This is a genomic window from Bacillus sp. RB3 (genome assembly GCF_030164735.1).
Taxonomy (GTDB): domain Bacteria; phylum Bacillota; class Bacilli; order Bacillales; family Bacillaceae_G; genus Bacillus_A; species Bacillus_A cereus.
This window is the reverse complement of record NZ_JASNGE010000012.1, coordinates 15279-41212: the sequence shown is the minus strand read 5'-3', so window position 1 is coordinate 41212 and position 25934 is coordinate 15279. Positions and strand designations below refer to the sequence as shown.

The following is a 25934-nucleotide window of genomic DNA, read 5'->3' as shown; positions in this document are numbered from 1 at the left end:
GAGGTCGGATTTCACTTATTCTATAATAATAGAGCAAGTGTCTGTATTAAAGCTGTCGTTTGACCAGATAAAGATTTCGATATTTTTTCACGTTGTGAATCAGTCAATCCATCTAAAAGCGGCTTTAACTCAGTAAGCTCCACTTCTAATTGATGAATATGGTCTGTCACTTCATTCACTTGTTTCGAAACGTGTTCATTGATACCGAGCAGCTTCTTCTTCTCCTCGATTTTCTCTTTAATCTCACAAAGCGGCATATGCATTTCTTTGCACTTCTCAATAAATTGTAATGTCTCAAATGCTGTTTCGTCGTAATAGCGATAATTAGATTGAGATCGCTCCGCTTTTAAGATACCTAGATTCGTATAATAATCAATCGTTCGTTTCGACACGTGAGCCATGAGAGCCAACTGTCCGATTCGATACACCTTCCCAACGATCTTCCCCCCTTGTTTATATTACTTACATCATACAACACATAAACTGTACAGTCAAACGTGACGGTTTATTATTCACAATTTATACAAAATTCCAATCTCCTCCTATGATGATTCAATACGAGTAATCTACACTTATACAATAAAATTACTAAACTACTACCTAATCACTACATTGTCTGCCACTTTTAACCTTTCTTATTTAAAAGCATATCCTACTAATAATGATTGCTTGTATAGGAGGGAATTAATATGAAAAAGACAATCATTTCTCATTTTTATAATGAAGAATACCTACTTCCATGGTGGCTTATGCATCACACGAAAATATTCGATCACGGCATTTTAATTAATAGAGGGTCTACAGATCGTTCTGTAGAGATTTGTAAACTATTAGCACCCCACTGGGAAGTACGAAATTCAAGATTTCTTGAGTTTGATCCAACTAATACTGATATTGAAGTGATGGAAATTGAAAGAGAAGTTTCAGGTTGGAAAATCGTTTTAAATACTACTGAATTCTTTTGTTGTAATAATACTGAAGAATTTTTTTCATCTCTTCATACACTAGGCCAAAACATGTATGCGATTAGAATGATTTTAATGATAGATAATCATAATTATAATTATTCAAAGCCTAGATATTCTATCCCCTTAGTAGAACAGCGATACCACGGTGTCTTCCCTTATAACCCAAATCTCGGATGTGCTTGGAGATTTATTCACAATCATCTAGACGGTGCATATTTACCTGGTAGACATCATTCGCGGCACGGATATATAATTTATGACTATCCTTCATTTATTTTAAAATTTTATTTTAGCCCTTGGAATGAACAATCAAAGGCAAGAAAATTACAAATTACACCTACCCTTTCAAAAAGGGGTGTTCAAATGGGACTTCAAACACATTACGGTCAATCTCCTGAAGTACTGGACATACGTTTTTTAGAGCTTAGTAACCTAACACAAGACCTCCGTCATAACCCTGAATATCAAAAATTATTTCCAAAATTCAAACCGTAATATTTTCTGCATCGTCATCACCTCAAACATTTTCATTCACTTAATCAAAAACAATCTCATTTGCATAAAACATGAATACTGTATAAATAATAAATTTTTATTTTAGGAGGAAAAAATGAAAGCTGTTATTCTTGCTGGTGGGTACGGTACAAGAATTGGGGAAGAAACACATTTAAAACCGAAACCTATGATTGAAATTGGAACAAAACCCATTCTATAGCACATTATGAGTTTGTATAGTCATTACGGGATTACTGAGTTTATTATTTGCTTAGGCTATAAAGGATATGCAATTAAAGAGTTCTTTCTAAATTACAACTTACACATGTCTGATTTCACAATACAGTTAAACGATAATACAATTACTAGCCATTCTCATCGTGTAGAACCATGGAAAGTTACACTAATCGATACTGGTGTAAATACCGAAACGGGTGGCCGAGTGAAAAAGATTCAAAATTATGTCGGAGACGAACCTTTCTGCCTCACTTATGGTGATGGATTAAGTAATGTAAATATAAAAGAACTTATTACATTCCATAAAAAACATGGAAAAATGGCTACTGTTACTGCCGTACAACCTCCTGGTAGATTCGGTTCTCTCATATTAGATAAACAGTCTGTAACATCTTTTCAAGAAAAACCATTAGGTGATGGCGGATGGGTTAACGGTGGATTTTTCATTTTAAATCCTGAAGTTTTCAATTACATTAGTGGAGATAAGTCTGTTTTTGAAACAGACTCTTTAGTTCAGTTAGTAAATAAAAATGAATTGGCGCATATCAACATTCTGGTTTTTGGCATCCGATGGATACATTGCGCGATAAAAATAAATTAGTCGAGCTATGGGAAAGTAATAACGCTCCGTGGAAGGTTTGGTAATATGGCTTCATCATCTTTTTGGAATAAGAAAAAAGTATTTATTACGGGACATACTGGATTTAAAGGCTCCTGGCTCACCCTTTTCTTAAGTTCTTTAGGTGCAGAAGTAGTAGGCTTTTCTTCTCATCCCCCATCCATTCCTAACATTTTTGAACAAGGTAACGTAGCAAAAGAGTGCACGACAATGAAAGGCAATATTACAGATTACCATTCTTTATTTCATGCCATGAAGCAGCATAAACCTGACATAATATTTCATTTAGCAGCTCAGCCAATCGTAACCGCTTCATACAAAAACCCTATCGATACATTCAAAACGAATGTTTTAGGTACTGTTCACGTGCTAGAAGCAGCAAAGTCCGTCGAAAGCGTACGTGCCATTATTAATGTGACAAGCGATAAATGTTATGAGAATGACGGTAGTGGCGACCGAGCGTTCGTGGAAAATGACCGACTTGGAGGTTTCGACCCTTATAGCGCTAGTAAAGCTTGCGCTGAAATAGTGGCAATATCCTATCAAAAATCATTCTTCCGCACTAATACCCAGAAACTCGCCTCAGTCAGAGCTGGTAACGTCATCGGCGGTGGTGATTGGGCAGAAGATCGATTATTCCCTGATATCATTCGGGCATATTTGCACAATCATACTTTGTGTATTCGAAACAAATATGCCGTCCGTCCGTGGCAACATGTTTTAGATCCTCTACATGGCTATATCCTTTTAGCTGAGAAACTTTGGAATGATGCTAAATATGCAGAAGCGTGGAATTTCGGCCCAATGAATGAACCTAACAGAACCGTTCATGATGTCATTGAATCTGTAATAAAATTATGGAATAACCCACTAACAATCATTTCCTCCTCTACAAATACTCCTTATGAATCACCTGTTTTAACACTCGATAGTACAAAAGCAGTAAACAAACTCGGCTGGACTCCTAAGTTATCAACAGATGATTCTATCGCTTGGACTGTTGATTGGTACAAAAAATATGCATCTGGTGAAAATATAGAATCTTTCACACGACAACAAATCGATGCATTCAAAAATTTATAAAGGGGCTATAAAATGGAACAGAAAAAATGCCGTTTTTGCCACTCATTACTAACCAACACTTTTTTAGATTTGGGCGTTTCCCCTCTCGCTAATTCATTTGTAGCTCCTGAAAGCTCATATAAAATGGAACCTTTTTATCCGCTGCACACATTTGTTTGTCACTCTTGTTTACTCGTACAGCTAGATGAATTTGAATCCCCGCAAAATATTTTTCATAACTATTTATACTTCAGCTCTTACTCCTCAAGTTGGCTACTACACGCTAAACAATATGTAGAAATGGCGATTAAGCGTTTCAACTTAACGAAACATTCAAAAGTGATTGAAATCGCAAGTAACGATGGGTACTTATTACAATACTTTAAAAAAGAAAATATCGAGACATTGGGAATTGAACCCGCGAAAAACGTAGCAGAAATTGCTGTCCAAAAAGGAATTCCTACTGAAGTAAATTTTTTCAGTAATGACTTAGCAAAAAAATTGCCACAAGCTGATTTAATCGTCGCAAATAACGTATTAGCACACGTTCCGAACTTACATGATTTTGTCGCTGGTTTAAAAACACTATTAAAATGTGATGGCACGATAACGATTGAATTCCCGCACTTATTAAACCTTATATCCTTTAACCAATTTGATACCATCTACCATGAACACTTCTCCTACTTCTCACTTATAAGCCTTCAAAAAGTTTTAAGTTATCATCATTTACAAATTATTGATGTAGAAGAACTTTCAACGCATGGTGGTTCCTTACGGATTTTTGTAAACCATCTAAGTGCCCAATCAACTATCCATTCCAATGTTACAAAATTAATCCAAAAAGAAATAGATCACGGACTAGATACATTAGATTGCTATCTCCTTTTTTCTAAACGCATCGAACAATTGAAAATAAATATTTTAAAATTTTTTATTGAAGCGAAAGCTTTAAACAAACAAATTATTGGTTACGGTGCTCCAGCTAAAGGAAACACCCTTTTGAATTATTGCGGGATAGGTAAAGAATTTCTAGCTTATACAGTAGATAAAAATCCTCACAAACAAAATCTCCTTTTACCAGGAACTCGTATTCCAGTAAAATCTCCAGCAGAAATTAAACGTACAAAACCGGATTATATTTTCATACTTCCTTGGAATTTAAAAGACGAAATTATGAAAGAATGCTCTTTCATTCGTGAATGGGGCGGTAAATTTTTAGTGACGGTTCCAGAAGTTGAGGTGATCGAGCCATGAAGAAAGTTGTTGTAACAGGTGGTAGTGGCTGGATAGGTAAATATGTTGTACATTCACTTATACAAAAGGGATATGAAGTGCACGCCACGTATAATAAAAATAAACCCTCTCACCTTCCTTGCCATTGGCATAAAGTAAACTTGCTTCGCGATGACGAAGTAAAACAATTCATTTCGGATGTTCAGCCTAGCCATCTCATCCACCTTGCTTGGGAAGCAGTGCCACCAGCATGCTATGTATCTATTAATAATTACTATTGGCTAAAGTCTAGTATTTCATTGATTCAACACTTCACAACATGCGGCGGAAAGCGTGTTGTCGTTGCAGGTACTGGCGCAGAATACGAATGGTTTAACGGCGTATTATTTGAAAATTCGCCGCTTCTTTCTTATAAAACCCCGTATTCATTATGTAAAAACGCACTGCACTCCTGGTTAGAAACGTATGCACAACAAACAGGCCTCAGCATGTGTTGGGGCCGCATTTTTCATATGTATGGACCTTACGAACAAGGGAATCGGCTCGTTTCTAACATTATCACTTCCTTATTAAAAAATGAGGAAGCACTATGTACACATGGAAAACAATCGAGAGATTTCCTCCATGTGAGTGACGTCGCTGACGCTCTCGTAACAATATTAGAACATGGCGTTACAGGCACCATTAATATCGCTTCAGGTCAATCTGTACAAATTAAAGAACTAGCTTCTATCGTCTCTAAAAAAATAGGAAAAGAACATTTAATTAAACTAGACGCGATTCCTTTCTCTAAGGATGAACCTTTATTCGTCGGCGTTAATGTAGAACGTTTAAAAACTGAAGTAAACTGGAAACCAACATACGATTTAAATACAGGAATTGAAGAAACAATTTTATGGTGGAAATCATTTATACAAAAACATAACGATATGCATCATTAAAACGTAAATCCTTCGTTCCTCTCGCTAATTCCTTATACCATTCTTCTAATCTTTCCGGCGTAACAATATGATGCGTACCCATTCCCCCATGCTTACTAGCTTCAGAAAGAGTCGGACCAATTTGTAACTTTCTCTTTCTTATCGCATCGTTCCACGGACTAAACCCAAACCATAATATACAGGCAAGAGGTGGATAAATCATCGATTCATGCGCAGATAAATGTCTTCCAACCGTATAACTTCCATGCTCATGATTATGAATAAATCTGCCCCTTCTCCATAGTCTCCACTCCTCTGGTAAATAACCATGAAATCGCTGTTTCATTAAAGGTATTCCAAAGTTAAGTTCCGGATAATTATAGTTAGGATCATCAACCATAATAAGCCCTTCCAGCCAATACATCCTCCCCCCCAATTCATTTAGCGATTTCCAAAACTGATTTTTATCTTGCACACAAAGAAACTCAGTCGTATTTAAAATCATTTTCCATCCTTGTACTTCTTGTTCTATCCTCATCACTTCATGATCTGTCGCATATGCATCAAACTCTGGATTTACAGAATCTCGCACTTCCCAATGCGGTGCGAATTTTTTACAAATCTCAACGGAACGATCTGTCGAACCTTTATTAATTAAAATACCATGATCAAAAAGTTTCGTATGATGCATAAGCCACCATGGCAATAAATACTCTTCATTGTAAAAATGCGAAATAACGGTTGTAGTTATAATAATCTCCTCCTCTTTCTCTATTAATCTACTTTTTATCCTACAACCAATATACTCATAAGCAAAAATATGTTTCCTAATTATTGATCAAATATTATTATTAATATTTTTGTAAGTTTTCCTTTGGTGTCCAGCCCTTCTCATCATCTGTTCCTTCGCCCCAAACCCATCCATTCAATTCTTCTAATCCAATCACTCTTTCTCCAATACTCACATTTAATTCTTTCGCAGTATATTGTTTTATAATAATTCCTGTTCCATTCATATCTTTTTTTATAATTTGCTCCGGAACCCATCCTTTCCGGTCATATTTCTCTTCGTGACAAAACATCCAGTTTTCCGGACCAGCGTAACTCTCTATCATTTTCACTACATCCCCCTCTTCTAAGCGAATTGGATTAGGATAATTGCTAACATGTGATTTTATAACGATATATTTCATAACAACCTCCAATAATCAGAAAATTAAGTTATAATATCATTATAACTTAAAGAGGAGGAATGCACGCATGTACTACAACACTTCATTCGAAAACGATCAACCTGTAGGCCGTCTATAAACTAAGACGGGCAATCATATAACACATACACTACGCCTCGTCTTAGGGAACTCATATTACCCTAAAAATAGACGGAGGTACTTCAAATGAAACAAACCATTTTAGGAGCTATATGCTTATCACTAGCAGCAAGTATATGGGGCGGTATGTATGTTGTTAGCAAATACGTACTCGATTTTATCCCACCACTAACACTCGTTTGGCTACGCTTTATTATCGCTTTTGTTGTTTTGTATGGCATCTTGAAACTAGCTGAGAAAAAGCAAAAGAAAAAAGCAACCATTCGCAAAAAAGATTGGCTCCTATTCGCGTGGATTGGATTTATCGGATATTTCATTTCGATCACTTGCCAATTTATCGGAACAAAATTATCCGACGCTCATACAGGCTCGTTAGTTACATCAGCTACACCTGCATTTATGGTTATATTTGCAGCGCTCATTTTGAAAGAAAAACTAACTGCTCGTAGACTTTTATCTACTATAATAGCGACAATCGGTGTCATTATCGTAATCGGATGGGATATTGAAATTGGCTCCTATTTTATCGGAACAATCATTTTAGTTGGAGCCGCTATTACGTGGGCTTTACTATCTATTTATGTAAAAATCGCTTCAATCCAATTTTCATCCTTAGTTATTACAACGTACGCAATTTTCTTTTCACTCTTTTTTATTACACCTTTTATGATATGGGAGCTACAAGCGGCCTCTATCGGAACAGTAAATACGTACGTAATATTAGGCGTATTATACTTAGGAATCGTCTCAACAGCAGGTGCCTTTTTCCTTTGGAATAAAGGATTAGAATTACTGGATGCAAGCATAGGTTCCTTATTTTTCTTCTTCCAACCTATCGTTGGATCGTTACTTGGTTGGTTGCTCTTAAATGAAACATTAAATAGTAACTTTTTTATTGGTGGTATTCTTATTATATGTAGCGTTTTAATTACTACTTTTGAAAAGAAATAAAAAGCAGGCAGAGATTCTTAGTCTCTGCCTGTTCGCATTATTGGATCTTGATCGTGAAAACCAATACAAATCGGTATATTATTTTGCACTTCACTACGTACACTTATAAAACTACACAGCGTTTTAGCAATTAAATATAAAGTGATACCGATTGCTTTTTCACTTGTGTCAAAGCCATTTTCATTATACATATCCGCTAATTCTACAGACCCCGGTCCCTCAACATCATATGTCCATTCAGAAGCCCAATCATCATCCTCTTCTTCAAGTGGAGCATACTCCTCACAAATATAAAACTGACTAGTCCACTCGTTATCAAGGTCATACTCAAAATAAATCGCTTTTGCTTCTTCATTAGTAGCCATTTCTACAGCTGCATCCAAACCTACTCGAATACTTTCCTTATATGACTCTACATCAATTACTTTAATTCGTTCTGCATATTCTGTAGACGCCAACATGCAACAAATATCATAATACTTCGCTTCTATTTGCTCTACTGCTAACGAAAAGACATCCTCTTGCATCTCTTCTAAATACTGAAATATATCCACACTAAATACTCCTCACTCTTTACGCACTCCAATGCGATGGACGAGACAATAATTTCGGTAATTTCGTATGTTTGTCCCCTCTCGCCGCATTAACTTGAACTTGCGTCAGAAAAATACTATTAGTAAAATCAGCCCCGCGAATATCTGCATCTCGCAAATCTGCTCCGATGAGATCTGCTCCTCTTAAATCTGCACCATTTAAGTTAGCCGCAATTAAGTAAGCTCCTCTTAAATTTGCACCTTGTAAATTTTTCTTTTTCAGATTCGCTCCCATAAGGTCTGCTCCGCGGTGAATGATTCGTTTCTTACGCGCAGTATTCATTTCCTTCCATACTAATTCGCTCGTTTCTAAAAGAAGAATGTTCACCTCTGCCCTATGCATTGGAACATTTATTTTCATTAACTCATCTGGATTTAAATTCGAAAGTCGCTCTGTCTCCTCAATTGCGGTCTCCAGCTCTTTATGAATTGGCTGTGTTGCCTTTAAAAGAATCGCTTCATTCAAATACCAAAGCATTTCATGAAGTTGATGCATAACCGGAAAAGCATCGTACATTTTTCTTGCATGCTTTGCATCTTTCCTCCAATCAATCCCTTTAAACGTACCCTGAGAAATCTTCTGCCCAGCACCGAAACATTCAAATACTGTACAACCTTTATAACCTTTTCCTCTAAGATTTTTATGTATACTACATTTAAAATCTGATTGTAAGTTGGAACATGGTTTACCACCATCTTTATTCACTGCAAAATCTACCGATGCTGCAAACGGTAATGCAACGCAACATAGACCGAAGCATTTTTCACAGTTTGCTTTTAAATGATCGTTATGATTAGTCAAAATCTATACCCCCTGTTGTCTTTTGAATATTTCATAATATTCCAACTGTAATAAATAATCAATTTTAAAATAAACCAGCATCTTTCGTTTCAATTCATAAATTTATTATTCGATTTCCTTTCAATTGAAAAGGACTATTTCTATTTAATGAATTATAATTAAATTATAAATTTTCTAACTAAAAAGGAGACTTATTATGGCACTAGAAATGAAAACAAACTGTCAAATTTGCGATCAATCGCTCGAACAAGATTCTGAAGCATACATTTGTGTATATGAATGTACATTTTGCGCACCATGTACAGAAGAAAGACATAACGTTTGTCCAAACTGCGGCGGCGAATTAGTACGTAGACCGAAAAAGAAATAATAAAAAGCAAAGCGATAGCTTTGCTTTTTATTATTTTCTAAGTTTATGAAATTATATCGAACACAACTTAAACATTTACAAACTTCACACAAACAGGCTCTGGCACAGCAACATCAGATTGTAAAAGTGTTAACTTACCTGTAGATTCATCTCTTGAAAATAACACAAGATTATGTGACTTTTCATTTGTAGCAACAAGGAACTTTTCAGTAGGATCTAATACAAAGTCTCTTGGCCAATTTCCTTCTGTAGATGTGTGTTCAACAAATGTAAGCTGACCTGAATTTTGATCTACGCTATAAACAGCGATACTATTATGACCACGATTACCTGCATATACAAAACGGCCGTCAGAAGAAATATGAATCGCACTTCCTTGATTATTTTCATCAAACTCTTCTGGAACAGTAGAAATATACTGTAATTCTGTAAAGGATCCTTCTGCAGGATTATATGTTAACACAATAACCTCTGAACTAAGCTCCGTCATCACATACGCATACTTTCCATTCGGATGAAAAGTAATATGTCTTGGACCACTTCCTGGATTTACAGATAAACGATTCACTTCTGTTAATGTACTATCTTTTACTTCATACGTAATTATTTTATCTATCCCTAAATCAACGCCCACTACATATTTTTCATCAGGAGTGTACCCCGCGTAATGTGCATGTGGTTTTTCTTGTCTTTCTTTATTCGGACCTGAACCTTCATGTGCCATAATAGATGAAGCAGGATTTACAGTTCCATTTTCTTCATTTATTTCAAAAGACTCAATCGTTCCTTTATGGTAATTCGCTGTAACTACTGTATGATTTCCACTATCAACACTAATATGACAAGGAGAAGCACCTTCTACTACTTGTCTATTTTTCGCTATTAGTTCTCCAGTATGACTATCAATGGAATACGCAGCTACACCGCCAGATTCGCCTTCCTTAACAACAGAATAGAGATATTCATTCTTTCGGTTAATCGTTACATATGTAGGGTTATCCAGCTTAGCGGCAAGTGTTACATTACTAATTTTTTTTGCTTCTACATCTAGCGTAAATTTATATATTCCTTCGCTATTTTCTTTCGTGTAAGTTCCAACATATCCAATAAACTCTTTGTTATCCTTCATTTTCATAACCCTCTCTCCCTATATTTTTCGTTCATCATGCTTCTTAAAATATTTTATGTTGAAAGAGTATCCTAAAAAATCGGAGTACCTCTTTATACGTTACCATATTTTCTTGGTAAATAGCTTTTAAACCCACTTTTTTTGATACGCTGCTATACTTTCATATTCTTCTTCCAATTGACGGGACAGACGGATATAGATTGGCGTTAAATCTTTATATTTTTCCACACTTTCCATGTTTGGCTCATGATGGAAATCTGCACCTACCATTTCAGAAACTACAGATAATGTATCTATTTCACCTAAACTATATAAACCTAGGATTGCAGCTCCTAAGCAAGAGCTTTCGAAACTTTCCGGAACATATACGTCTTGATGGAAGATGTCCGCCATCATCTGTCTCCAAAGTTCCGACCTTGCAAAGCCGCCTGTCGCTTGAATTTTTTTCGGTTCGCCAATTAACTCTTTTAAAGCGAGAAGAACCGTATATAAATTATAAATTACTCCTTCTAAAACAGCACGGATAAGATGTTCTTTCTTATGATGCAATCCGAGTCCAAAGAAAGATCCTCGTGCATTTGCATTCCATAAAGGAGCTCTTTCCCCTGCTAAATACGGGTGAAACAATAAACCGTCAGATCCAGGATTCACTTTTGCTGCTATTTCAGTAAGTACTTCATATGGATCTTTCCCTAAACGCTTTGCAAGCTCAATCTCTGAAGTACCCAATTGGTCACGAGCCCATCTGAAAATCATACCGCCATTATTAACTGGTCCACCGATTACCCAATGGTCTTCAGTTAACGCATAACAAAAAATTCTACCTTTTGGATCTGTTACAGGACGATTTGTTACAGCACGTATCGCACCGCTTGTACCAATTGTAACAGCCACAACGCCAGGATCTATTGCATTTACACCTAAATTAGATAGTACTCCATCACTCGCTCCTACTACAAAAGGCGTAGAAACAAGTACATTCATCTCTTTGGCAAGCTCTTCATCTAATCCTGTTAAACTGTGCGTTGTTGGAACAAGTTTAGAAAGCTTTTCATCTGTAATTCCCGCAACATGTAAAGCCTCTTCATCCCATTTTAAAGATTTCAAATTAAACATCCCTGTTGCTGACGCTATAGAATAATCAATTACATACTCTTTATATAACTTGTAAAAAACATATTCTTTAATAGAAATGAATTTATAACTTTTTGCAAACAATTCTGCCTGCTCATTCTGTAGCCAAACTAATTTCGAAAGCGGTGACATAGGATGAATTGGTGTGCCAGTACGAAGGTAAATTTCATGACCATTCATATCATTCTTTATTTTCTCCGCCCAGCTTGCACTTCTATTATCTGCCCAAGTAATACATCTCGTTAACGGCTCTCCCTTTTCATCTACGGCAATGATACTATGCATTGCCGAACTAAAAGAGACACAAAGAATATCACTTGGCTGTACACTACTTAATCGTACAGTTTCTTTAATCGTATTTATTACTGCACGAAAAATTTCTTCTGGGTCTTGTTCTGCTGTTTCAGGCGTAGGAGAATATAAAGGATATTCAATTCCATGACTAGCAATAACAGATCCATCAGTAGAAAATAGAACTGATTTTGTACTAGTTGTCCCAATGTCTACACCAATCATATATTTTGAGCTCACCATTTCTTCCTCCTAACAAAAATCCCTACAGTATCCTAATAATATAAGAACCATAAAAATACATTTATTTTATCTATTCATAACGTTATGTGCTAAAGTTATCTCTCTACATTCATATAAAAATATCCTTATTTTAAACAAACATATCGAGTATTAAAACTCCTCCAAAAGCGATAAATGAAAGTAACGTTTCTAATACAGTCCATGTTTTAAATGTTTCTTTCACTGTTAACCCTAGGTATTCTTTTACCATCCAAAAACCAGCATCGTTTACGTGTGAAAACATTAATGCTCCTGCACCTGTTGCAATAACGAGTAACTCTAAGTTCACACCTGTTGTATTTTCAACGATTGGCGAAACGATACCCGCTGCTGTTGTTAAAGAGACTGTCGCTGACCCTGTCGCAATTCGAATTAATCCTGCTACTATAAATGCTAATACAATTGGGGATAGAGCTAAATGCTCAGACATTTGAGCAATAGCATTGCCTACACCACTATCGATAAGAATTTGCTTAAATCCCCCGCCAGCACCAATAATCGCAACAATTGAACCGATTGGTAATAAGCTATCTTCTGTTATCTTCTTAATAGCTTTTTTATCGATACCTTGACGAAATCCAAGAAAATAGAACGCCGCAAAACATGCAATCAATAGTGCAATTATAGGACTACCGATTAATGTGACAATCTTCATCAAAGTATTAGAAAGAGGCACATAAGGAGCTGCTGCAGCTAAAACCATTAACATAACAGGTAACAATATAACTAAAAATGAAACTCCTATTCCTGGTAATTTCGTTGATTTTGTATTTACACGAATCAATTCTGGCTCATTTTCAGGAATTACACGTTCGTGAATCCATTTAGCGAATATAGGACCTGCAATAATCGCTGCAAAAAATGTAATAATGAGTGAATACATTAGTACCTTCCCAAGATTCGCTTTATAAATACCAATTGCAACTATGGCCCCTGGATGCGGAGGAACAAGGCCGTGTACGACAGATAGCCCAGCAATTGCTGGTAACGCTATCAATAAAATATTTTGTTTCGTAGTTTTATGAATTGAAATTACTAACGGCAGTAATATTAAAATACCTACTTCAAAAAACACCGGAATTCCAATAATAAAACCTGCAATTAACATAGCCCATGGTAAGTTTTTTATCCCAAAGGATTTAATAAAGAACTCTGCCACTTGCATTCCAGCACCTGACTCTGCCATCATTTTCCCTAAAATTGTACCTAATACTAAAATGCCTACTAAATGTCCTAGAACACTTCCGACTCCCGTTTCATAAGCACTCACTATTTTATCCATTGGCATTCCAGACATAATTGCTAAAAACAAACTTGCAATCGTTAAACTAATAAACGCATGCCATCTCCACCAAGATACCCCTAAAATAACAATTACAATTGATAATAATGTAATCATTAAAAGGTACATATTCATACTCAATCCCCCTTTATGTAAACCCTTTCAAAATTGCTATACAATTAAGAGAACCTATATAGTTCTTTCATGAGTAAGAATTTATATATCGATATACAAATCATCTTCACAAAATAATAATTTATACAAAAAGAATCTCCCTTATCAGAGATACATGTTAACTCACCTCTCTGATAAGGGGATTTCTCTTCCATAATTATAATGTTATTGTGATAAACGCTTCGCGCGATCAATTTTCCCTTTTTTAAAAGTGAATGACACTTTCTTCTCTTGCTGTTTTCACGTAGTAAGACTACAAACTCAGTATCCACTTTAAACGATGAAGTTACTTAGGATTTGTCTTCTCATGAAAAACAACTTTCGGAAAGCACCTTCACTTTCATAACATTATAATTTAGGCGCTTTCGCCCAATCAGCAGCAAATTTCTCAATACCTTGGTCTGTTAATGGGTGCATAGCAAGTTGTTCAATTACTTTATAAGGGATTGTTGCAATGTGAGCACCTGCCATCGCTACACGAGTTACATGATCTGGATGTCTAACAGAAGCCGCAATAATTTGTGTATCTAGTTGATGAACATCGAATAATTCAGCAATTTTAGCAACTAATAGTACACCATCTTCAGAAATATCATCTAAACGTCCTAAAAATGGAGAAACGTACGTTGCACCTGCTCGAGCAGCTAAAAGTGCTTGGTTCACCGTGAAAATAAGTGTAACATTCGTTTTCACACCTTTTTCAGTAAGGTAGCGACAAGCTTCTAATCCTGCTAACGTCATCGGAAGTTTAATTGTAACTTTTTCATCGCCACCGTTAATTTTAATCAGTTCTTCTGCTTGGGCGATCATCTCTTCAGCTGTAACAGCATCTGGCGTTACTTCTGCCGAAACAGATTCAACTTTAGGAACCGCCTGACAAATTTCTGCAATACGGTCTTCAAATTTAATGCCCTCTTTTGCTACTAAAGAAGGATTCGTTGTAACACCAGCTAAAACTCCAAGTTTATATGCTTTTTTTATATCCTCAAGATTTGCAGTATCAATAAAAAATTTCATGATTAATTCCCTCCAGTTTTTAAACGTTGATGAGTTACATGTTTAATATGCTTATCCCGTAAAAGCCCGATTTGTGTGGAATGAAGCCCCTACTTATTAAAGTTTCACTTTATTTCTTTTCTACTGCATGTCCGCCAAATTCATTGCGCAGAGCTGCTACAACTTTTCCTGTAAATGTATCATTGTCTAATGAGCGGTAGCGCATTAATAGAGACATTGCGATAACAGGAGTTGCTGTTTGAAGGTCTAATGCTGTTTCTACTGTCCATTTTCCTTCACCAGAAGAATGCATAACACCCTTAATCTCATCCAGTTTTGCATCTTTAGAAAATGCATTTTCTGTTAATTCCATTAACCAAGAACGAATGACTGAACCGTTGTTCCATACTCTTGATACTTTTTCATAATCGTAGTCAAATTCACTTTTTTCTAGAATCTCAAATCCTTCACCAATAGCAGCCATCATACCGTATTCAATTCCGTTATGAACCATTTTTAAGAAGTGACCACTACCAGCTTTTCCAGCATATAAGAATCCATTTTCTACAGCAGTATCGCGGAAGATAGGTTCAACGATGTCCCAAGCTTCTTGATCTCCTCCGATCATGTAACAAGCACCATTACGAGCGCCTTCCATTCCACCAGAAGTTCCTGCATCCATAAATTGAATGCCATCTTTCTTTAATTGCTCATATCGGCGGATAGACTCTTTATAATGTGAATTACCAGCTTCAATTAAAATATCTCCTTTTGATAAAAGTGGTGTAACCTCATCAATAACAGAATCAACAACAGCGTGTGGTACCATTACCCAAAGAATTCTTGGTGATTGTAATGACTGAACAAGTTCACTTAAACTAGATGTACCTGTTGCCCCGTACTCTTTCATTTCTTCTACTGCGCTCGTATTTAAATCAAACGCTACTACTTCATGTTTATGATCCATTAAATTTTTCCCTAAATTTAATCCCATTTTACCTAACCCAATTAATCCTACTTGCATAATATAATTCCTCCTCAAATCATCTTTTATTAAAAATCCATATCACTACAATCTGGAATACCTTTCAGCACTGAAATTTTAATATGTACAGAAAGGTATTCACAGTCATAGCTTAAGAATTCAACACATTTTTTGTAATTTGAACAACATTTTCTGTCGTAAATCCAAATAGATTCATGACTTCAGCTCCAGTACCTGAAGCTCCAAATGTTTCAATTGATATTACTTTTCCTTCTTGTCCTACATAACGTTCCCAACCGAGAGATACACCCATCTCAAGAGATACTCGTTTCGTTATAGAAGACGGAAGAACGGATTCTTTATATTCGTTCGATTGGCGATCGAATAACTCCCAGCTCGGCATTGCAACGATGCGAACAGAAACTTGATCTTCTTCTAATTTTGCTTTCGCACTAGCCGCTAAGGATACTTCAGAACCTGTCGCAATTAAAATTACATCCGGATTTTCATTTGTTTGTGTTAATACGTAAGCTCCTTTAGAGAAATTCTCTATGTTCGCTTTCGTTTCATTAAACACCGGTAAATTTTGACGACTCAGTACTAAAACGACTGGACCATCCGTTTGCTGTAAAGCATACGCCCAAGCACTTGCTGTTTCATTTGCATCTGACGGGCGGATAACTGTTAAACCAGGAATTGCTCGAAGAGCTGCCAATTGTTCAATTGGTTCATGCGTTGGACCATCTTCTCCTACAGCAATCGAATCATGTGTAAATACGTAAGTAACAGGTAACTTTTGCAGTGCAGCCAGTCGAATGGACGGACGAAGATAATCATTAAATACAAAGAATGTACTTACGAAAGGTTTTACTCCTCCATGAAGCGCCAATCCATTCGCTGCAGCGCCCATTGCATGTTCACGTACACCGAAATATATATTTCGTCCAGCATATGATTCTACTGCATATACTGCTTCACCTTTTATATCTGTCATCGTAGAATGAGAAAGATCCGCACTTCCACCGAAAATAGAAGGAATCGATTTCACATAATGATTAATAGCTTCCCCACTTGCAACACGAGTGGAAATCGTTTTTTCAGTATCAAAAGATAGAATGTCTTTTGCTTCAATTAAAACCTCACCTGTAATCGCTTTTTCTAATTCATCTGCCAGTGTAGGATTCGCTTCTCTGTATAAGTTGAACTGCTCATTCCAGTCATTGTCTTTTTCAATACCTTTTTGTTTTAGTTCATTAAAATGAGCTTTTACTTCTTCAGGTACAAAGAAATCTTCCTCATAATCCCAACCATACACTTGTTTTGTCGCTGTCGCTTCTTCTACTCCAAGCGGATTACCATGTGCTTTGTTCGTTCCAGCAACTTTTGGACTTCCATAACCTATAATGGTTCTAATTTCTATAAGAGTAGGTTGATCCGTATTTTCTTTCGCTGATTGAATAGCTTTTGTAATCGCATCAACATCGTTTCCATCTTCAACTCTTACATATTGCCAATGTACAGATTCTGCCCTTTTCTGAATATCTTCAGAGAAAGCAATGCCTAATTCACCATCAAGTGAAATTTCATTTGAATCATACAGTACAATTAACTTGCCAAGTTTCATATGTCCTGCCATTGACATCGCTTCATAAGCGACACCCTCCATTAAGTCACCATCTCCGACTAAAGCATACGTATTGTGATCTATAATAGAGTGACCATCCTTATTGAACTTCGCTGCTAAATGAGCTTCTGCCATTGCCATTCCTACAGCATTAGCAATCCCTTGTCCTAACGGGCCTGTAGTCGCTTCAACTCCAGGAGTATGCCCAAACTCAGGATGTCCAGGTGTTTTACTATTTAACTTTCTGAAATTTTTCAAGTCATCAATTGAAACGTCATATCCAGCTAAATGAAGTAGGCTATATAACAGACTAGATCCATGTCCCGCCGATAAAACGAAACGATCACGGTTAAACCATTCTGGGTGATTAGGATTGTAATTTAAATGATTCGCCCATAATGCATAAGCCATTGGTGCTGCTCCCATCGGAAGACCTGGATGACCTGAGTTTGCCGCATTAATAGCATCAATCGATAACGTACGAAGTGTATTCACTGCTAATTGATTTATGTTTTGTGTCATAGTAATCGTCCCCTTAAATGCTTTCATTAAAGAAAGTACTTATTTTTCCGTCTCTTGATCTAACCACCATTTAAATCCACTTTCTTGCAACAGTTCATTAGACGCTTCTGGACCATATGAACCAGACTCATATTCATAAAGCGGCAATAAGTTTTCCTCGAACGCTTCAAGAATTGGTTGTACCCATTCCCATGACAATTCAACTTCTCTCCAATGTGCAAAGAATGTAGCGTCTCCACTCACAGCATCATGAATGAGTCTTTCATACGCTTCAGGTACTCCCACATCCGCTTGCTCACAAGTAAAGTTAATACGCATCGGTTCAATTTCTCCATTTTTCAATGGATTTTTACTGTTTAACTGTAATGAAACGTTCTCACCTGGGCTAATTTCAATTATTAATAAGTTAGGTGCTGCATTTGGATTATTATCTTGATATTGCTGTTTTAACGTATTTTTAAATTCGATTACAATACGAGTAGACTTTTCTTTCATTCGTTTGCCTGTTCGTATATAGAAGGGAACGCCAGTCCAAAATGGATTATCGATCCACAGGCGAGCAGCAACAAATGTGTCTATGTTAGAAGAAGGATTTACTCCTGGCTCCTCTTTGTATGCTACAACTTGCCCGCCTTTTATCTCACCTGCAGCGTATTGTCCGCGAATGATATGGCTTTGAACGTCTTCTTTTTTCACTTTACGAAGCGTTTCCATTACCTTTCGCTTTTCCTCTCGAATTTCACATGCATTAACCTTTTCCGGCAGATTCATAGCAGTCATCATTAATATTTGTAACATATGATTTTGAACCATATCTCGAATGGCCCCTGCCTGGTCATAATATCCTGCCCTTTCTTCAACCCCAACTGTTTCACTCGCTGTGATTTGTACATTCGCTATATGTTCTTTATTCCAAATTGATTGGAGAACAGGATTTGCAAATTCTAATGCTTCAAGATTTTGAATCATCGGTTTACCTAAATAATGATCGATACGGTATATCTCGTCTTCTTCAAACGTGCGACTAAGCTTATCGTTAAGCTCACGAGCAGATGTAAGGTCGTGCCCGAATGGTTTCTCAATCATCAGACGTTTCCATCCATCCGTTTTATCAAGTCCGCTTTCCTTAATATTTAAAGCAATGGTCTCGAAAAATTCAGGAGCAACGGAAAGATAAAACATTCTATTTCCTTTTATATGTAATTCTTCTTCCCTTTCACGAACGACTTGTAATAACCTCTCATAGTCTTCCGGCTTACTCACATCTAATGGACAATAGCGAAAATTATCTAAAAAACCTTCCAGTTCCGGAGTACCTTCTTCTCTATGACGGGAAAACGTCTCTATTGATTCTTTTATTCTTTCTTGAAAATCTACATGAGATACTTGACGTCTCCCAAGCCCGATAACGGATATTTGCTTTGGAAGCTTTTGATCTCTATATAAATTATATAGTGCTGGGTAAATTTTGCGTTTCGCTAAGTCCCCTGTCGCTCCAAATAAAACAAAGGTCATTGATTCCAATTTCAGTCCCCCTCTTGTTGTATAATCCTTGTCAATATTTTAAAAATGAATTGTACAGAAGCTCATGTTTTATAAAAACAAAGAGTTATCAAATCCCAATTCTTTTTATACCTTTCGCTTTTTAATTGTCCCCAATATTAATAGTGGCAATTCAAAGCATTTCTACCACAACTTACTTATTTATAGAATTTAACGAAACATTTTATATTTGATTACTTTTAGTAATTAAATAATCTTACGTCTAATATATTAACCACATAAATTATTATCGTCAATAAAAATGTCTTGAATTACATACGATTTATTTCGTAATACTTTTCTAAGTGTATTCCTAGTTACCATTCATTTTCAAAGATAATGATCGTTATAATAAATATCATTTTTATCAAAATATTCAATTAATTTATCGCTAAACTCACGAGCAGACGTTACATTATAACCAAAAGGCTTCTCTATAATAAGACGATTTAATCCTTTTGTAGCTCACAATCCACTTTCTTTCCTTCATTCATATAAATCTATACTTTTCATATTTCTACTCAAAATTGATAGGCAATACTGTAACACCACATTGTTGCCTATTGTAACCGTTATAACTTTCTTTGTGCTACGAGTGTTATTATAAATCGGCCATAACATGAATAGCAGTACGTACTTTAAAGTGATGTAGGCACTTTAAAATACCTATACTAAGTGAGTAATAATAAACATAATGAATAAATCATGCTGCAAAAATAACATCTACCCTTTCTTCAAAAAGCTTTACAGTAGTTTTTAGAAGTACGTTACATTATTTCATTTCATTTCATTTCATGCACTTTCCTCTTCTTTATATAAAATTCTCACTAACCAAATTCAAAATATTATACTTATTTTTCGTACTTTGCTATGCTATAACCACAAACAGGAGGTATAAACTATGAAAGCACAAATTATCCATTCTTTTGGGGATTCATCTGTATTTCAATTAGAAGAAGTTTCAAAACCGAAACTTTTACCAGGTCATGTTCTAATCGATGTAAAAGCAACAAGTGTAAATCCAATCGATACAAAAATGCGTAGTGGTGCCGTTTCAGCCGTCGCTCCTGAGTTTCCAGCTATATTACACGGCGATGTAGCTGGTATTGTTATTGAAGTAGGAGAAGGTGTTTCGAAATTCAAATCAGGGGATAAAGTTTACGGATGTGCCGGAGGTTTTAAAGAAACTGGAGGTGCACTTGCAGAATTTATGCTTGCTGATGCACGATTAATTGCTCACAAACCTAATAATTTAACAATGGAAGAAGCTGCTGCTCTACCATTAGTTGCAATTACAGCTTGGGAATCTTTATTTGATCGTGCAAATATTAAACCTGGTCAAAATGTTCTCATTCATGGAGCTACTGGTGGCGTAGGACACGTAGCCATTCAACTAGCTAAATGGGCAGGCGCTAAAGTTTTTACAACAGCTTCTCAGCAAAACAAAATGGAAATAGCCCATCGTTTAGGAGCCGATATAGCTATTAATTATAAAGAAGAATCTGTTCAAGAATATGTACAAAAACATACGAACGGAAACGGATTTGAAGTTATATTTGATACAGTAGGCGGCAAGAATCTTGATCATTCTTTTGAAGCTGCTGCGGTCAATGGAACTGTCGTAACTATTGCAGCTCGTTCAACCCATGACCTCTCTCCTTTACACGCAAAAGGACTCTCTCTGCACGTTACTTTTATGGCATTAAAAATATTACATACAGATAAGCGTAATGATTGCGGAGAAATCTTAACGAAAATAACGCAAATTGTAGAAGAAGGAAAACTTCGTCCATTGCTAGATTCTAAATCTTTTACGTTTGATGAAGTTGCACAAGCACATGAATATTTGGAGTCAAATAAAGCAATAGGTAAAATAGTTTTGAAAAACGTTTGGTAACTTTCACTAAATAAAATGTTTGTTGTTGGGAAATAACAGCGAGATCGCTTCGCCTTATCTTTTTCTTAAGAGGCGTGCCACAACCTTAAAAGCTTTCCATCCTTTACAACAAGTAAAAAAATAACAGCTAAATTTTGAGGTGGGGGTCTTACTGCCCAGCAAATAGCGGGATAACATTCAAAAAACCTTGCAGAAAAATTCTACAAGGTTTTTTTCTATAAATACAAATTAATCACTATATTAAAATGAAAGAGTTTGTAATTCATCACAATAATATTAAATATACGCTGCTTTAAAGGCTTGTTGGACAGCTTGTACTTCTAATGAGTCTTTACCATATAAGTTCGTTGCTACACGAATACAAGCTTCTTTTAATTCTTTAAAATCAGAAGTCATATTTAATTCATCCGTATTTGCATAATAGAAAATATCAAACATTTTATCTTCTCCAATGCCATGTACGTTTACTCCATTATGGCTTCCACCACTAGCAATCAAGTAAGCTACTTTATTAATAATGCTAGAGTTCGTGTGTACACCACCATGATCGTGGTCAGCATCAATAGGTAAGTTATTATAATGCCTATAATCCTCTGGATATCTAGAAGAGATAGATGATGGGTTTTTCATATCTCTAAAAATACGACCTGATTGTTCTCCCATTGTCCAATTGAACTTTCCGTTATTGGCATACTTTTCAACGGCTACTCCTAAAATATCAGATAACGCTTCATTAATTGCACCAGCTTCTCCTGCGTACTCAAGTCCAGACTCATTTCTTGTAACCGCGTGTGTAAATTCATGTCCTGCCACATCAAATGCTCTAACAATTGGATCTCCGTATACTAGCATAGCGCCATTACTAAATGCATTAAACCACTGCTTAGGATTTCCTTTATTCGTACCATTTGTGTTCCAACCATGAACGACAGAAATTACTTTTTGTCCGTTATTATCAAAGCTGTTACGGCCATATTTTTCTTGATAAAAATCATATACTTTCGTTGCTAAATAATGGGCACTAACTGCTTTAGGATCTGTAAAATTTGTAGAATTACTTGTTACTAAATCATCGAGATAACCCCATACATTTCTTCTATAATTATTATAATCTTTATAATTAGCAGTATATGTTTCAATTCCCTTACCACGAGAATAATCTGCAAGCATGTACGTTCCATCACTTCTTTGTGTAATTCCAAACGTACGATTAATACCTAAGTCATCTTTTCCTGTACCTGTTAATTTTGAAGGATCTGTTGATTTATTTGATGTCGCAGATTGGACAATACTACTCTCTACTTGTATACCCAATTTTTGAACGAGTTCTTTTAATAGATTACCACCAAAAGCATCAATTAATACTGTACCGGATACATATTCAGGTGTAGATGCACTAAAAGTAATTTGATATGCGTTTGTAGCTTTATTTGTATTTTCATCTACATATACCACTTGTTTAATTTCTGGTTCTTCGATAAATGTGAGATCATTTCCATAGATGTTGAAAAGCTGTTTCTTTGCATCCTCTTCTGATAGAGTAATAGGTTGTTTCAAATCTTCCTGTTGTTGTAAATTTTGGGCACTATCTCCCGAAACGCTCGTAAGTACACCATCATCATTAATATGTGCTGTTAGTTGATATCCGTATACATCACGTCCTTCATACGTTTGTTGAAGACGTACCAATGTAGTACCATCATAAGATTTACGAATTTGCGTAACATTATAATTAACTTTGGATTCCGTATTAACTTGCTTTGATGATAATGCTTGTTCTGTTTTTCCTTTTAGTGCATCCTTTGCTACATTTTCTGCCGAATTTTGAGAAGGTGCTGTTAAATTACCTGTTCGGAACGTATCTTCCTTTGTTTCCACTTTTAAATCTTCTGTTTCCGCATGTACTCCTCCATAAGGCATAATCGCCGATAACACCACTCCTGTAGTTAAACCTAACTTTACGAAATTATTCATATTTTTACTCCTTTATAATCGTATTATTAAATTAAATAAATGTATTTTAGAATTTTAAGCATAGATAAAAAATTTTAACTATAGCCAATCGTTTTTACATACCTCTACATACATAGGTTAATAGATTGGTTTGCTACTTTTTTAGATTCAATTCATTTCTCAAAAATTATTCATTATATAAGCTATCTTTATATTTATTCATATACGTTATTTTTTGTGGTTCTGATAACATATTTATTGCCATCCACACATTCTTTTTCATTTCTAATTTTTGCATTGGTATCTCTTTTAAAAACTGATTACCTATAATCGCTTCCATTTCTTCATCAATTCTTTGTATAAGATTTTCTTCTGGATTATTTTGCAAAGAAGTATTTTTCAATCCCCATTTTGTTATTATAAATTCATTCGTTTTATTCATAGGATTAATAATAGTAGCTTTACTAGTTAATCGTTTTTTTATTTCATCATGATAGATTTTAATTCTATATCCCTCTTTTAGTGGAATGATATCTTTTACAATTGTTACATTTGTTCCTTCCATTTCCTTCGTATAAATTTTTTCACCTTTTTCATTAAAGACCTCTATCGATGCATATTTTTCACCTGCATAATAGCTATGAGGCGTTTTAGTAGTAATCGTAAAAATAGCTCGATTTTGCTCTAAGTCTGTATTTAATACGGCAAACTGGTCATCTCCTAATCCTAGGAATTGAATCGTTTCATTTACCAACTTACTCACTTTCATTTCGTTAATATCAATCTTTAGACTATTATCTTTTTCTTTTACATAGGCATAATACGAACTGAAATGGTACATACTATTCGTTTTCCCACCTGAAATTTCAACCGTATACACTCCATTTGGTACGTCTTGTAAATTGATATCTGTTGTTTCAATTGTTTTCTCTTGAATAACTGTATTCCCTTCTTTTAATTTAATTTTTCCTCCTTTTAATGTATCTATTTCATTTGTATTTAAATGGATATGCAAATTCCCTTTTAGCCCAAGTGGAGCAATTTGCTGATTCGTAACTATTTCGAAGTTGGAGTTTATCGGAATATCAGGATCAACTATAGCTCTTGCTTTCGCTAATTGTGATTCAGGCACTATATAAGCTAAAGAAGTAACAGCCGGAAAACCTTTCGCCCTATTCATCTCTATTTGTTTATGATTAAGCTTAAAACCCCACCTTTCAAAAACAGGTGTAAAATCAACTTGTCCATTCTCACTATAATACTGATTCATTAAATCTGGTAAAGAATGGTCACCTTTTTTGAAAGCAGTATTGCTAGCTAGTTTTCGATAACCTTGATACATTTTTGCAAATGCTTCATCGCCAGCTTTTTGTTTCGCCATCGTTAAAAGAATAAGTTTTTGTCGTAAATCTAAATCATCATAATTTTTATTTTCTTTCATTAGAGCATTATATAAATTCCGTTCTACCTGTTCCTTTTTCCCGAAATTAAACAACCAACCAACTTGATCTGCTTTTTTGCCGTATTTACTATATTGATATTGAACACCAAATAGATTATTAGAAACTTCTCCTGTAAATATTCCTTGATTATCAAAACCAGCTTGGTATCCATGAGCGATTTCATGTAAAGTTCCCCAACTTAGTTTATCTAACCACATCTTTGTACTATCTGTACTATTCGCTGTCCAATTTGTGCCATAATAGGCACCGCCAGCACCAGATATATCTGCTTTTAAGAAATAACGATTTTGACTTTTTTTATTTTCAAACGTTGAGCCATCTAAACCAATAATTGAATCATACATCACAAAAATATCTTCATAATACGCAATTAACTCATCCAACGATTGAAAATCTTTTAAAGATCTTACTAACTCTTTATCTTTTTTAGGTACAAATAATTGAAAACTCTCCCCTTGAAGTAACGCATACTCTCCATCAAATTGATCCCATGCACTAAAAAATTGAGATACACTTCCTTGTTGTTTATAAATGGGAAGGGGTTTAGTAGCACTTTCATTCCCTACTTGGTACTCAAGTACAGCGTGCTCTTCACCGTACGGAGTATCTATGAAAGGAACTAAAGACGTATCACCTTGGATAGTAACCCATTCATTTCCTACTTGTATGGATTTTTCATTTTTTGAGTCATTAGACAATAAACGTAATGTTAATTTGTCTTTAAAATTAGGATTTGTTTGTCTTACCTTTAATGGTGTATTTCTCTTCAAAATAAATCCTAAATCTTGTCGGTCATGATATTTCCCCTTACTTATGCCCGCCTGAAATATCCAAGTAGGCTCTTCTAAACTAGTAATTTTTTTTGCCTTTATTCGTTCATCAGCATGTAAGTGTATATTTCCTATGAGGAAAAACATTGTATACATTAGGCCTATAACAAGTAACCTTTTCATTTGCATATCTCCTTCTCTATTTTTTTATATACAAAATACAATAAAGCCCTCCTTCTTCACTTATAACTGTCGTCAATAAGTTACTTATCAGTGTAATTATTATAGTTACATTAACTCGTGATT

At 35.4% G+C, this 25934-nt stretch carries 21 protein-coding genes and 2 pseudogenes; 8 read left to right on the top strand and 15 right to left on the bottom strand.

Going from position 1 to position 25934, the window contains the following annotated elements; all coding sequences use genetic code 11:
• Nucleotides 1-20: 20 nt before the first annotated feature.
• Nucleotides 21-428 (bottom strand): MerR family transcriptional regulator, encoded by a 408-nt coding sequence (locus QO049_RS16710; protein ID WP_000285635.1) that lies wholly within the window; start codon nt 426-428, stop codon nt 21-23.
• 261 nt (nt 429-689) lie between these two features.
• On the opposite strand from QO049_RS16710, the gene QO049_RS16705 reads away from it, so the two are divergent.
• The 5 genes and pseudogenes from QO049_RS16705 (at nt 690) to QO049_RS16685 (ending at nt 5558) form a co-directional block, all read left to right on the top strand.
• Nucleotides 690-1463, top strand: coding sequence for a glycosyltransferase family 2 protein (locus QO049_RS16705; protein WP_000750974.1), 774 nt, complete (start codon nt 690-692; stop codon nt 1461-1463).
• A gap of 115 nt (nt 1464-1578) precedes the next feature.
• A pseudogene (gene rfbF / locus QO049_RS16700) lies at nt 1579-2345 on the top strand (glucose-1-phosphate cytidylyltransferase).
• A gap of 1 nt (nt 2346) precedes the next feature.
• Nucleotides 2347-3402 carry a CDP-glucose 4,6-dehydratase gene (rfbG, locus tag QO049_RS16695; protein ID WP_246960624.1) on the top strand — a complete coding sequence of 352 codons (1056 nt, stop codon included), beginning with the start codon at nt 2347-2349 and terminating at the stop codon, nt 3400-3402.
• A 12-nt stretch (nt 3403-3414) separates the two neighbouring features.
• Entirely contained in the window at nt 3415-4638 is a 1224-nt protein-coding gene (locus QO049_RS16690) for a class I SAM-dependent methyltransferase (protein ID WP_246960627.1), read from the top strand.
• The gene (locus tag QO049_RS16685; protein WP_284489335.1) at nt 4635-5558 is read left to right on the top strand and encodes an NAD-dependent epimerase/dehydratase family protein; all 924 of its coding nucleotides are present in this window, start codon (nt 4635-4637) and stop codon (nt 5556-5558) included. The genes QO049_RS16690 and QO049_RS16685 overlap by 4 nt, the downstream gene beginning before the upstream one ends.
• On the opposite strand, the gene QO049_RS16680 is transcribed toward QO049_RS16685, so the two are convergent.
• Nucleotides 5527-6327, bottom strand: coding sequence for a glycosyltransferase family 2 protein (locus QO049_RS16680; RefSeq protein WP_246963084.1), 801 nt, complete (start codon nt 6325-6327; stop codon nt 5527-5529). The two genes, QO049_RS16685 and QO049_RS16680, sit on opposite strands and share 32 nt — an antisense overlap.
• A gap of 61 nt (nt 6328-6388) precedes the next feature.
• A complete protein-coding gene (locus QO049_RS16675) occupies nt 6389-6730 on the bottom strand; it encodes an SH3 domain-containing protein (protein ID WP_246960633.1) in 342 nt (113 codons plus the stop codon).
• 204 nt (nt 6731-6934) lie between these two features.
• On the opposite strand from QO049_RS16675, the gene QO049_RS16670 reads away from it, so the two are divergent.
• Complete coding sequence (locus QO049_RS16670) at nt 6935-7819, top strand: DMT family transporter (protein ID WP_246960636.1); 885 nt, start codon at nt 6935-6937, stop codon at nt 7817-7819.
• 17 nt (nt 7820-7836) lie between these two features.
• Here the strand turns inward: QO049_RS16670 and QO049_RS16665 are convergent, their stop codons facing one another.
• Together QO049_RS16665 and QO049_RS16660 are read right to left on the bottom strand one after the other, a co-directional pair.
• Complete coding sequence (locus QO049_RS16665) at nt 7837-8373, bottom strand: hypothetical protein (RefSeq protein WP_043936689.1); 537 nt, start codon at nt 8371-8373, stop codon at nt 7837-7839.
• Between the two features lie 19 nt (nt 8374-8392).
• Complete coding sequence (locus QO049_RS16660) at nt 8393-9214, bottom strand: pentapeptide repeat-containing protein (protein WP_000181430.1); 822 nt, start codon at nt 9212-9214, stop codon at nt 8393-8395.
• Nucleotides 9215-9410: 196 nt separating this feature from the next.
• Between QO049_RS16660 and QO049_RS16655 the strand changes: the two genes are divergently transcribed.
• On the top strand, nt 9411-9584 hold the full coding sequence (locus tag QO049_RS16655; protein WP_001162788.1) for a DUF1272 domain-containing protein: 174 nt from the start codon (nt 9411-9413) through the stop codon (nt 9582-9584).
• A 67-nt stretch (nt 9585-9651) separates the two neighbouring features.
• On the opposite strand, the gene QO049_RS16650 is transcribed toward QO049_RS16655, so the two are convergent.
• The 8 genes and pseudogenes from QO049_RS16650 to QO049_RS16615 form a co-directional block, all read right to left on the bottom strand.
• Nucleotides 9652-10719, bottom strand: a complete 1068-nt coding sequence (locus tag QO049_RS16650; RefSeq protein ID WP_246960639.1) for a lactonase family protein — start codon at nt 10717-10719, stop codon at nt 9652-9654.
• 120 nt (nt 10720-10839) lie between these two features.
• Nucleotides 10840-12381, bottom strand: a complete 1542-nt coding sequence (gene gntK / locus QO049_RS16645) for a gluconokinase (RefSeq protein ID WP_000254950.1) — start codon at nt 12379-12381, stop codon at nt 10840-10842.
• Nucleotides 12382-12511: 130 nt separating this feature from the next.
• Entirely contained in the window at nt 12512-13837 is a 1326-nt protein-coding gene (gntP, locus tag QO049_RS16640) for a gluconate permease GntP (protein ID WP_246960642.1), read from the bottom strand.
• 387 nt (nt 13838-14224) lie between these two features.
• On the bottom strand, nt 14225-14893 hold the full coding sequence (fsa, locus tag QO049_RS16635) for a fructose-6-phosphate aldolase (RefSeq protein ID WP_000667676.1): 669 nt from the start codon (nt 14891-14893) through the stop codon (nt 14225-14227).
• 109 nt (nt 14894-15002) lie between these two features.
• A complete protein-coding gene (gnd, locus tag QO049_RS16630; protein ID WP_284489334.1) occupies nt 15003-15896 on the bottom strand; it encodes a phosphogluconate dehydrogenase (NAD(+)-dependent, decarboxylating) in 894 nt (297 codons plus the stop codon).
• Between the two features lie 112 nt (nt 15897-16008).
• The gene (gene tkt / locus QO049_RS16625) at nt 16009-18003 is read right to left on the bottom strand and encodes a transketolase (RefSeq protein WP_000193045.1); all 1995 of its coding nucleotides are present in this window, start codon (nt 18001-18003) and stop codon (nt 16009-16011) included.
• A 39-nt stretch (nt 18004-18042) separates the two neighbouring features.
• Nucleotides 18043-19527 (bottom strand): glucose-6-phosphate dehydrogenase, encoded by a 1485-nt coding sequence (gene zwf, locus QO049_RS16620; protein ID WP_000445363.1) that lies wholly within the window; start codon nt 19525-19527, stop codon nt 18043-18045.
• 348 nt (nt 19528-19875) lie between these two features.
• A pseudogene (locus tag QO049_RS16615) lies at nt 19876-20028 on the bottom strand (glucose-6-phosphate dehydrogenase); the annotation flags it as partial.
• A gap of 418 nt (nt 20029-20446) precedes the next feature.
• Here QO049_RS16615 and QO049_RS16605 point away from each other — a divergent pair.
• Entirely contained in the window at nt 20447-21442 is a 996-nt protein-coding gene (locus QO049_RS16605; protein WP_000647254.1) for a zinc-dependent alcohol dehydrogenase family protein, read from the top strand.
• A 276-nt stretch (nt 21443-21718) separates the two neighbouring features.
• Here QO049_RS16605 and QO049_RS16600 read toward each other — a convergent pair whose 3' ends face one another.
• Both QO049_RS16600 and QO049_RS16595 read right to left on the bottom strand, forming a co-directional pair.
• Nucleotides 21719-23416: a M4 family metallopeptidase gene (locus tag QO049_RS16600; RefSeq protein ID WP_246960648.1), complete on the bottom strand. Its 1698-nt coding sequence runs from the start codon at nt 23414-23416 to the stop codon at nt 21719-21721.
• Between the two features lie 166 nt (nt 23417-23582).
• Entirely contained in the window at nt 23583-25811 is a 2229-nt protein-coding gene (locus tag QO049_RS16595; RefSeq protein WP_246960651.1) for a putative mucin/carbohydrate-binding domain-containing protein, read from the bottom strand.
• Between the last annotated feature and the right edge of the window lie 123 nt (nt 25812-25934).

Bases quoted from the DNA above. Each gene is read 5' to 3' on its own strand.
- QO049_RS16600 (WP_246960648.1), bottom strand. From the start codon at position 23,416: ATGAATAATTTCGTAAAGTTAGGTTTAACTACAGGAGTGGTGTTATCG.
- QO049_RS16675 (WP_246960633.1), bottom strand. From the start codon at position 6,730: ATGAAATATATCGTTATAAAATCACATGTTAGCAATTATCCTAATCCA.
- QO049_RS16670 (WP_246960636.1), top strand. From the start codon at position 6,935: ATGAAACAAACCATTTTAGGAGCTATATGCTTATCACTAGCAGCAAGT.
- QO049_RS16595 (WP_246960651.1), bottom strand. From the start codon at position 25,811: ATGAAAAGGTTACTTGTTATAGGCCTAATGTATACAATGTTTTTCCTC.
- QO049_RS16605 (WP_000647254.1), top strand. From the start codon at position 20,447: ATGAAAGCACAAATTATCCATTCTTTTGGGGATTCATCTGTATTTCAA.
- rfbG (WP_246960624.1), top strand. From the start codon at position 2,347: ATGGCTTCATCATCTTTTTGGAATAAGAAAAAAGTATTTATTACGGGA.
- QO049_RS16685 (WP_284489335.1), top strand. From the start codon at position 4,635: ATGAAGAAAGTTGTTGTAACAGGTGGTAGTGGCTGGATAGGTAAATAT.
- QO049_RS16690 (WP_246960627.1), top strand. From the start codon at position 3,415: ATGGAACAGAAAAAATGCCGTTTTTGCCACTCATTACTAACCAACACT.
- gntK (WP_000254950.1), bottom strand. From the start codon at position 12,381: ATGGTGAGCTCAAAATATATGATTGGTGTAGACATTGGGACAACTAGT.
- fsa (WP_000667676.1), bottom strand. From the start codon at position 14,893: ATGAAATTTTTTATTGATACTGCAAATCTTGAGGATATAAAAAAAGCA.
- QO049_RS16650 (WP_246960639.1), bottom strand. From the start codon at position 10,719: ATGAAAATGAAGGATAACAAAGAGTTTATTGGATATGTTGGAACTTAC.
- gntP (WP_246960642.1), bottom strand. From the start codon at position 13,837: ATGAATATGTACCTTTTAATGATTACATTATTATCAATTGTAATTGTT.
- gnd (WP_284489334.1), bottom strand. From the start codon at position 15,896: ATGCAAGTAGGATTAATTGGGTTAGGTAAAATGGGATTAAATTTAGGG.
- QO049_RS16655 (WP_001162788.1), top strand. From the start codon at position 9,411: ATGGCACTAGAAATGAAAACAAACTGTCAAATTTGCGATCAATCGCTC.
- tkt (WP_000193045.1), bottom strand. From the start codon at position 18,003: ATGACACAAAACATAAATCAATTAGCAGTGAATACACTTCGTACGTTA.
- QO049_RS16705 (WP_000750974.1), top strand. From the start codon at position 690: ATGAAAAAGACAATCATTTCTCATTTTTATAATGAAGAATACCTACTT.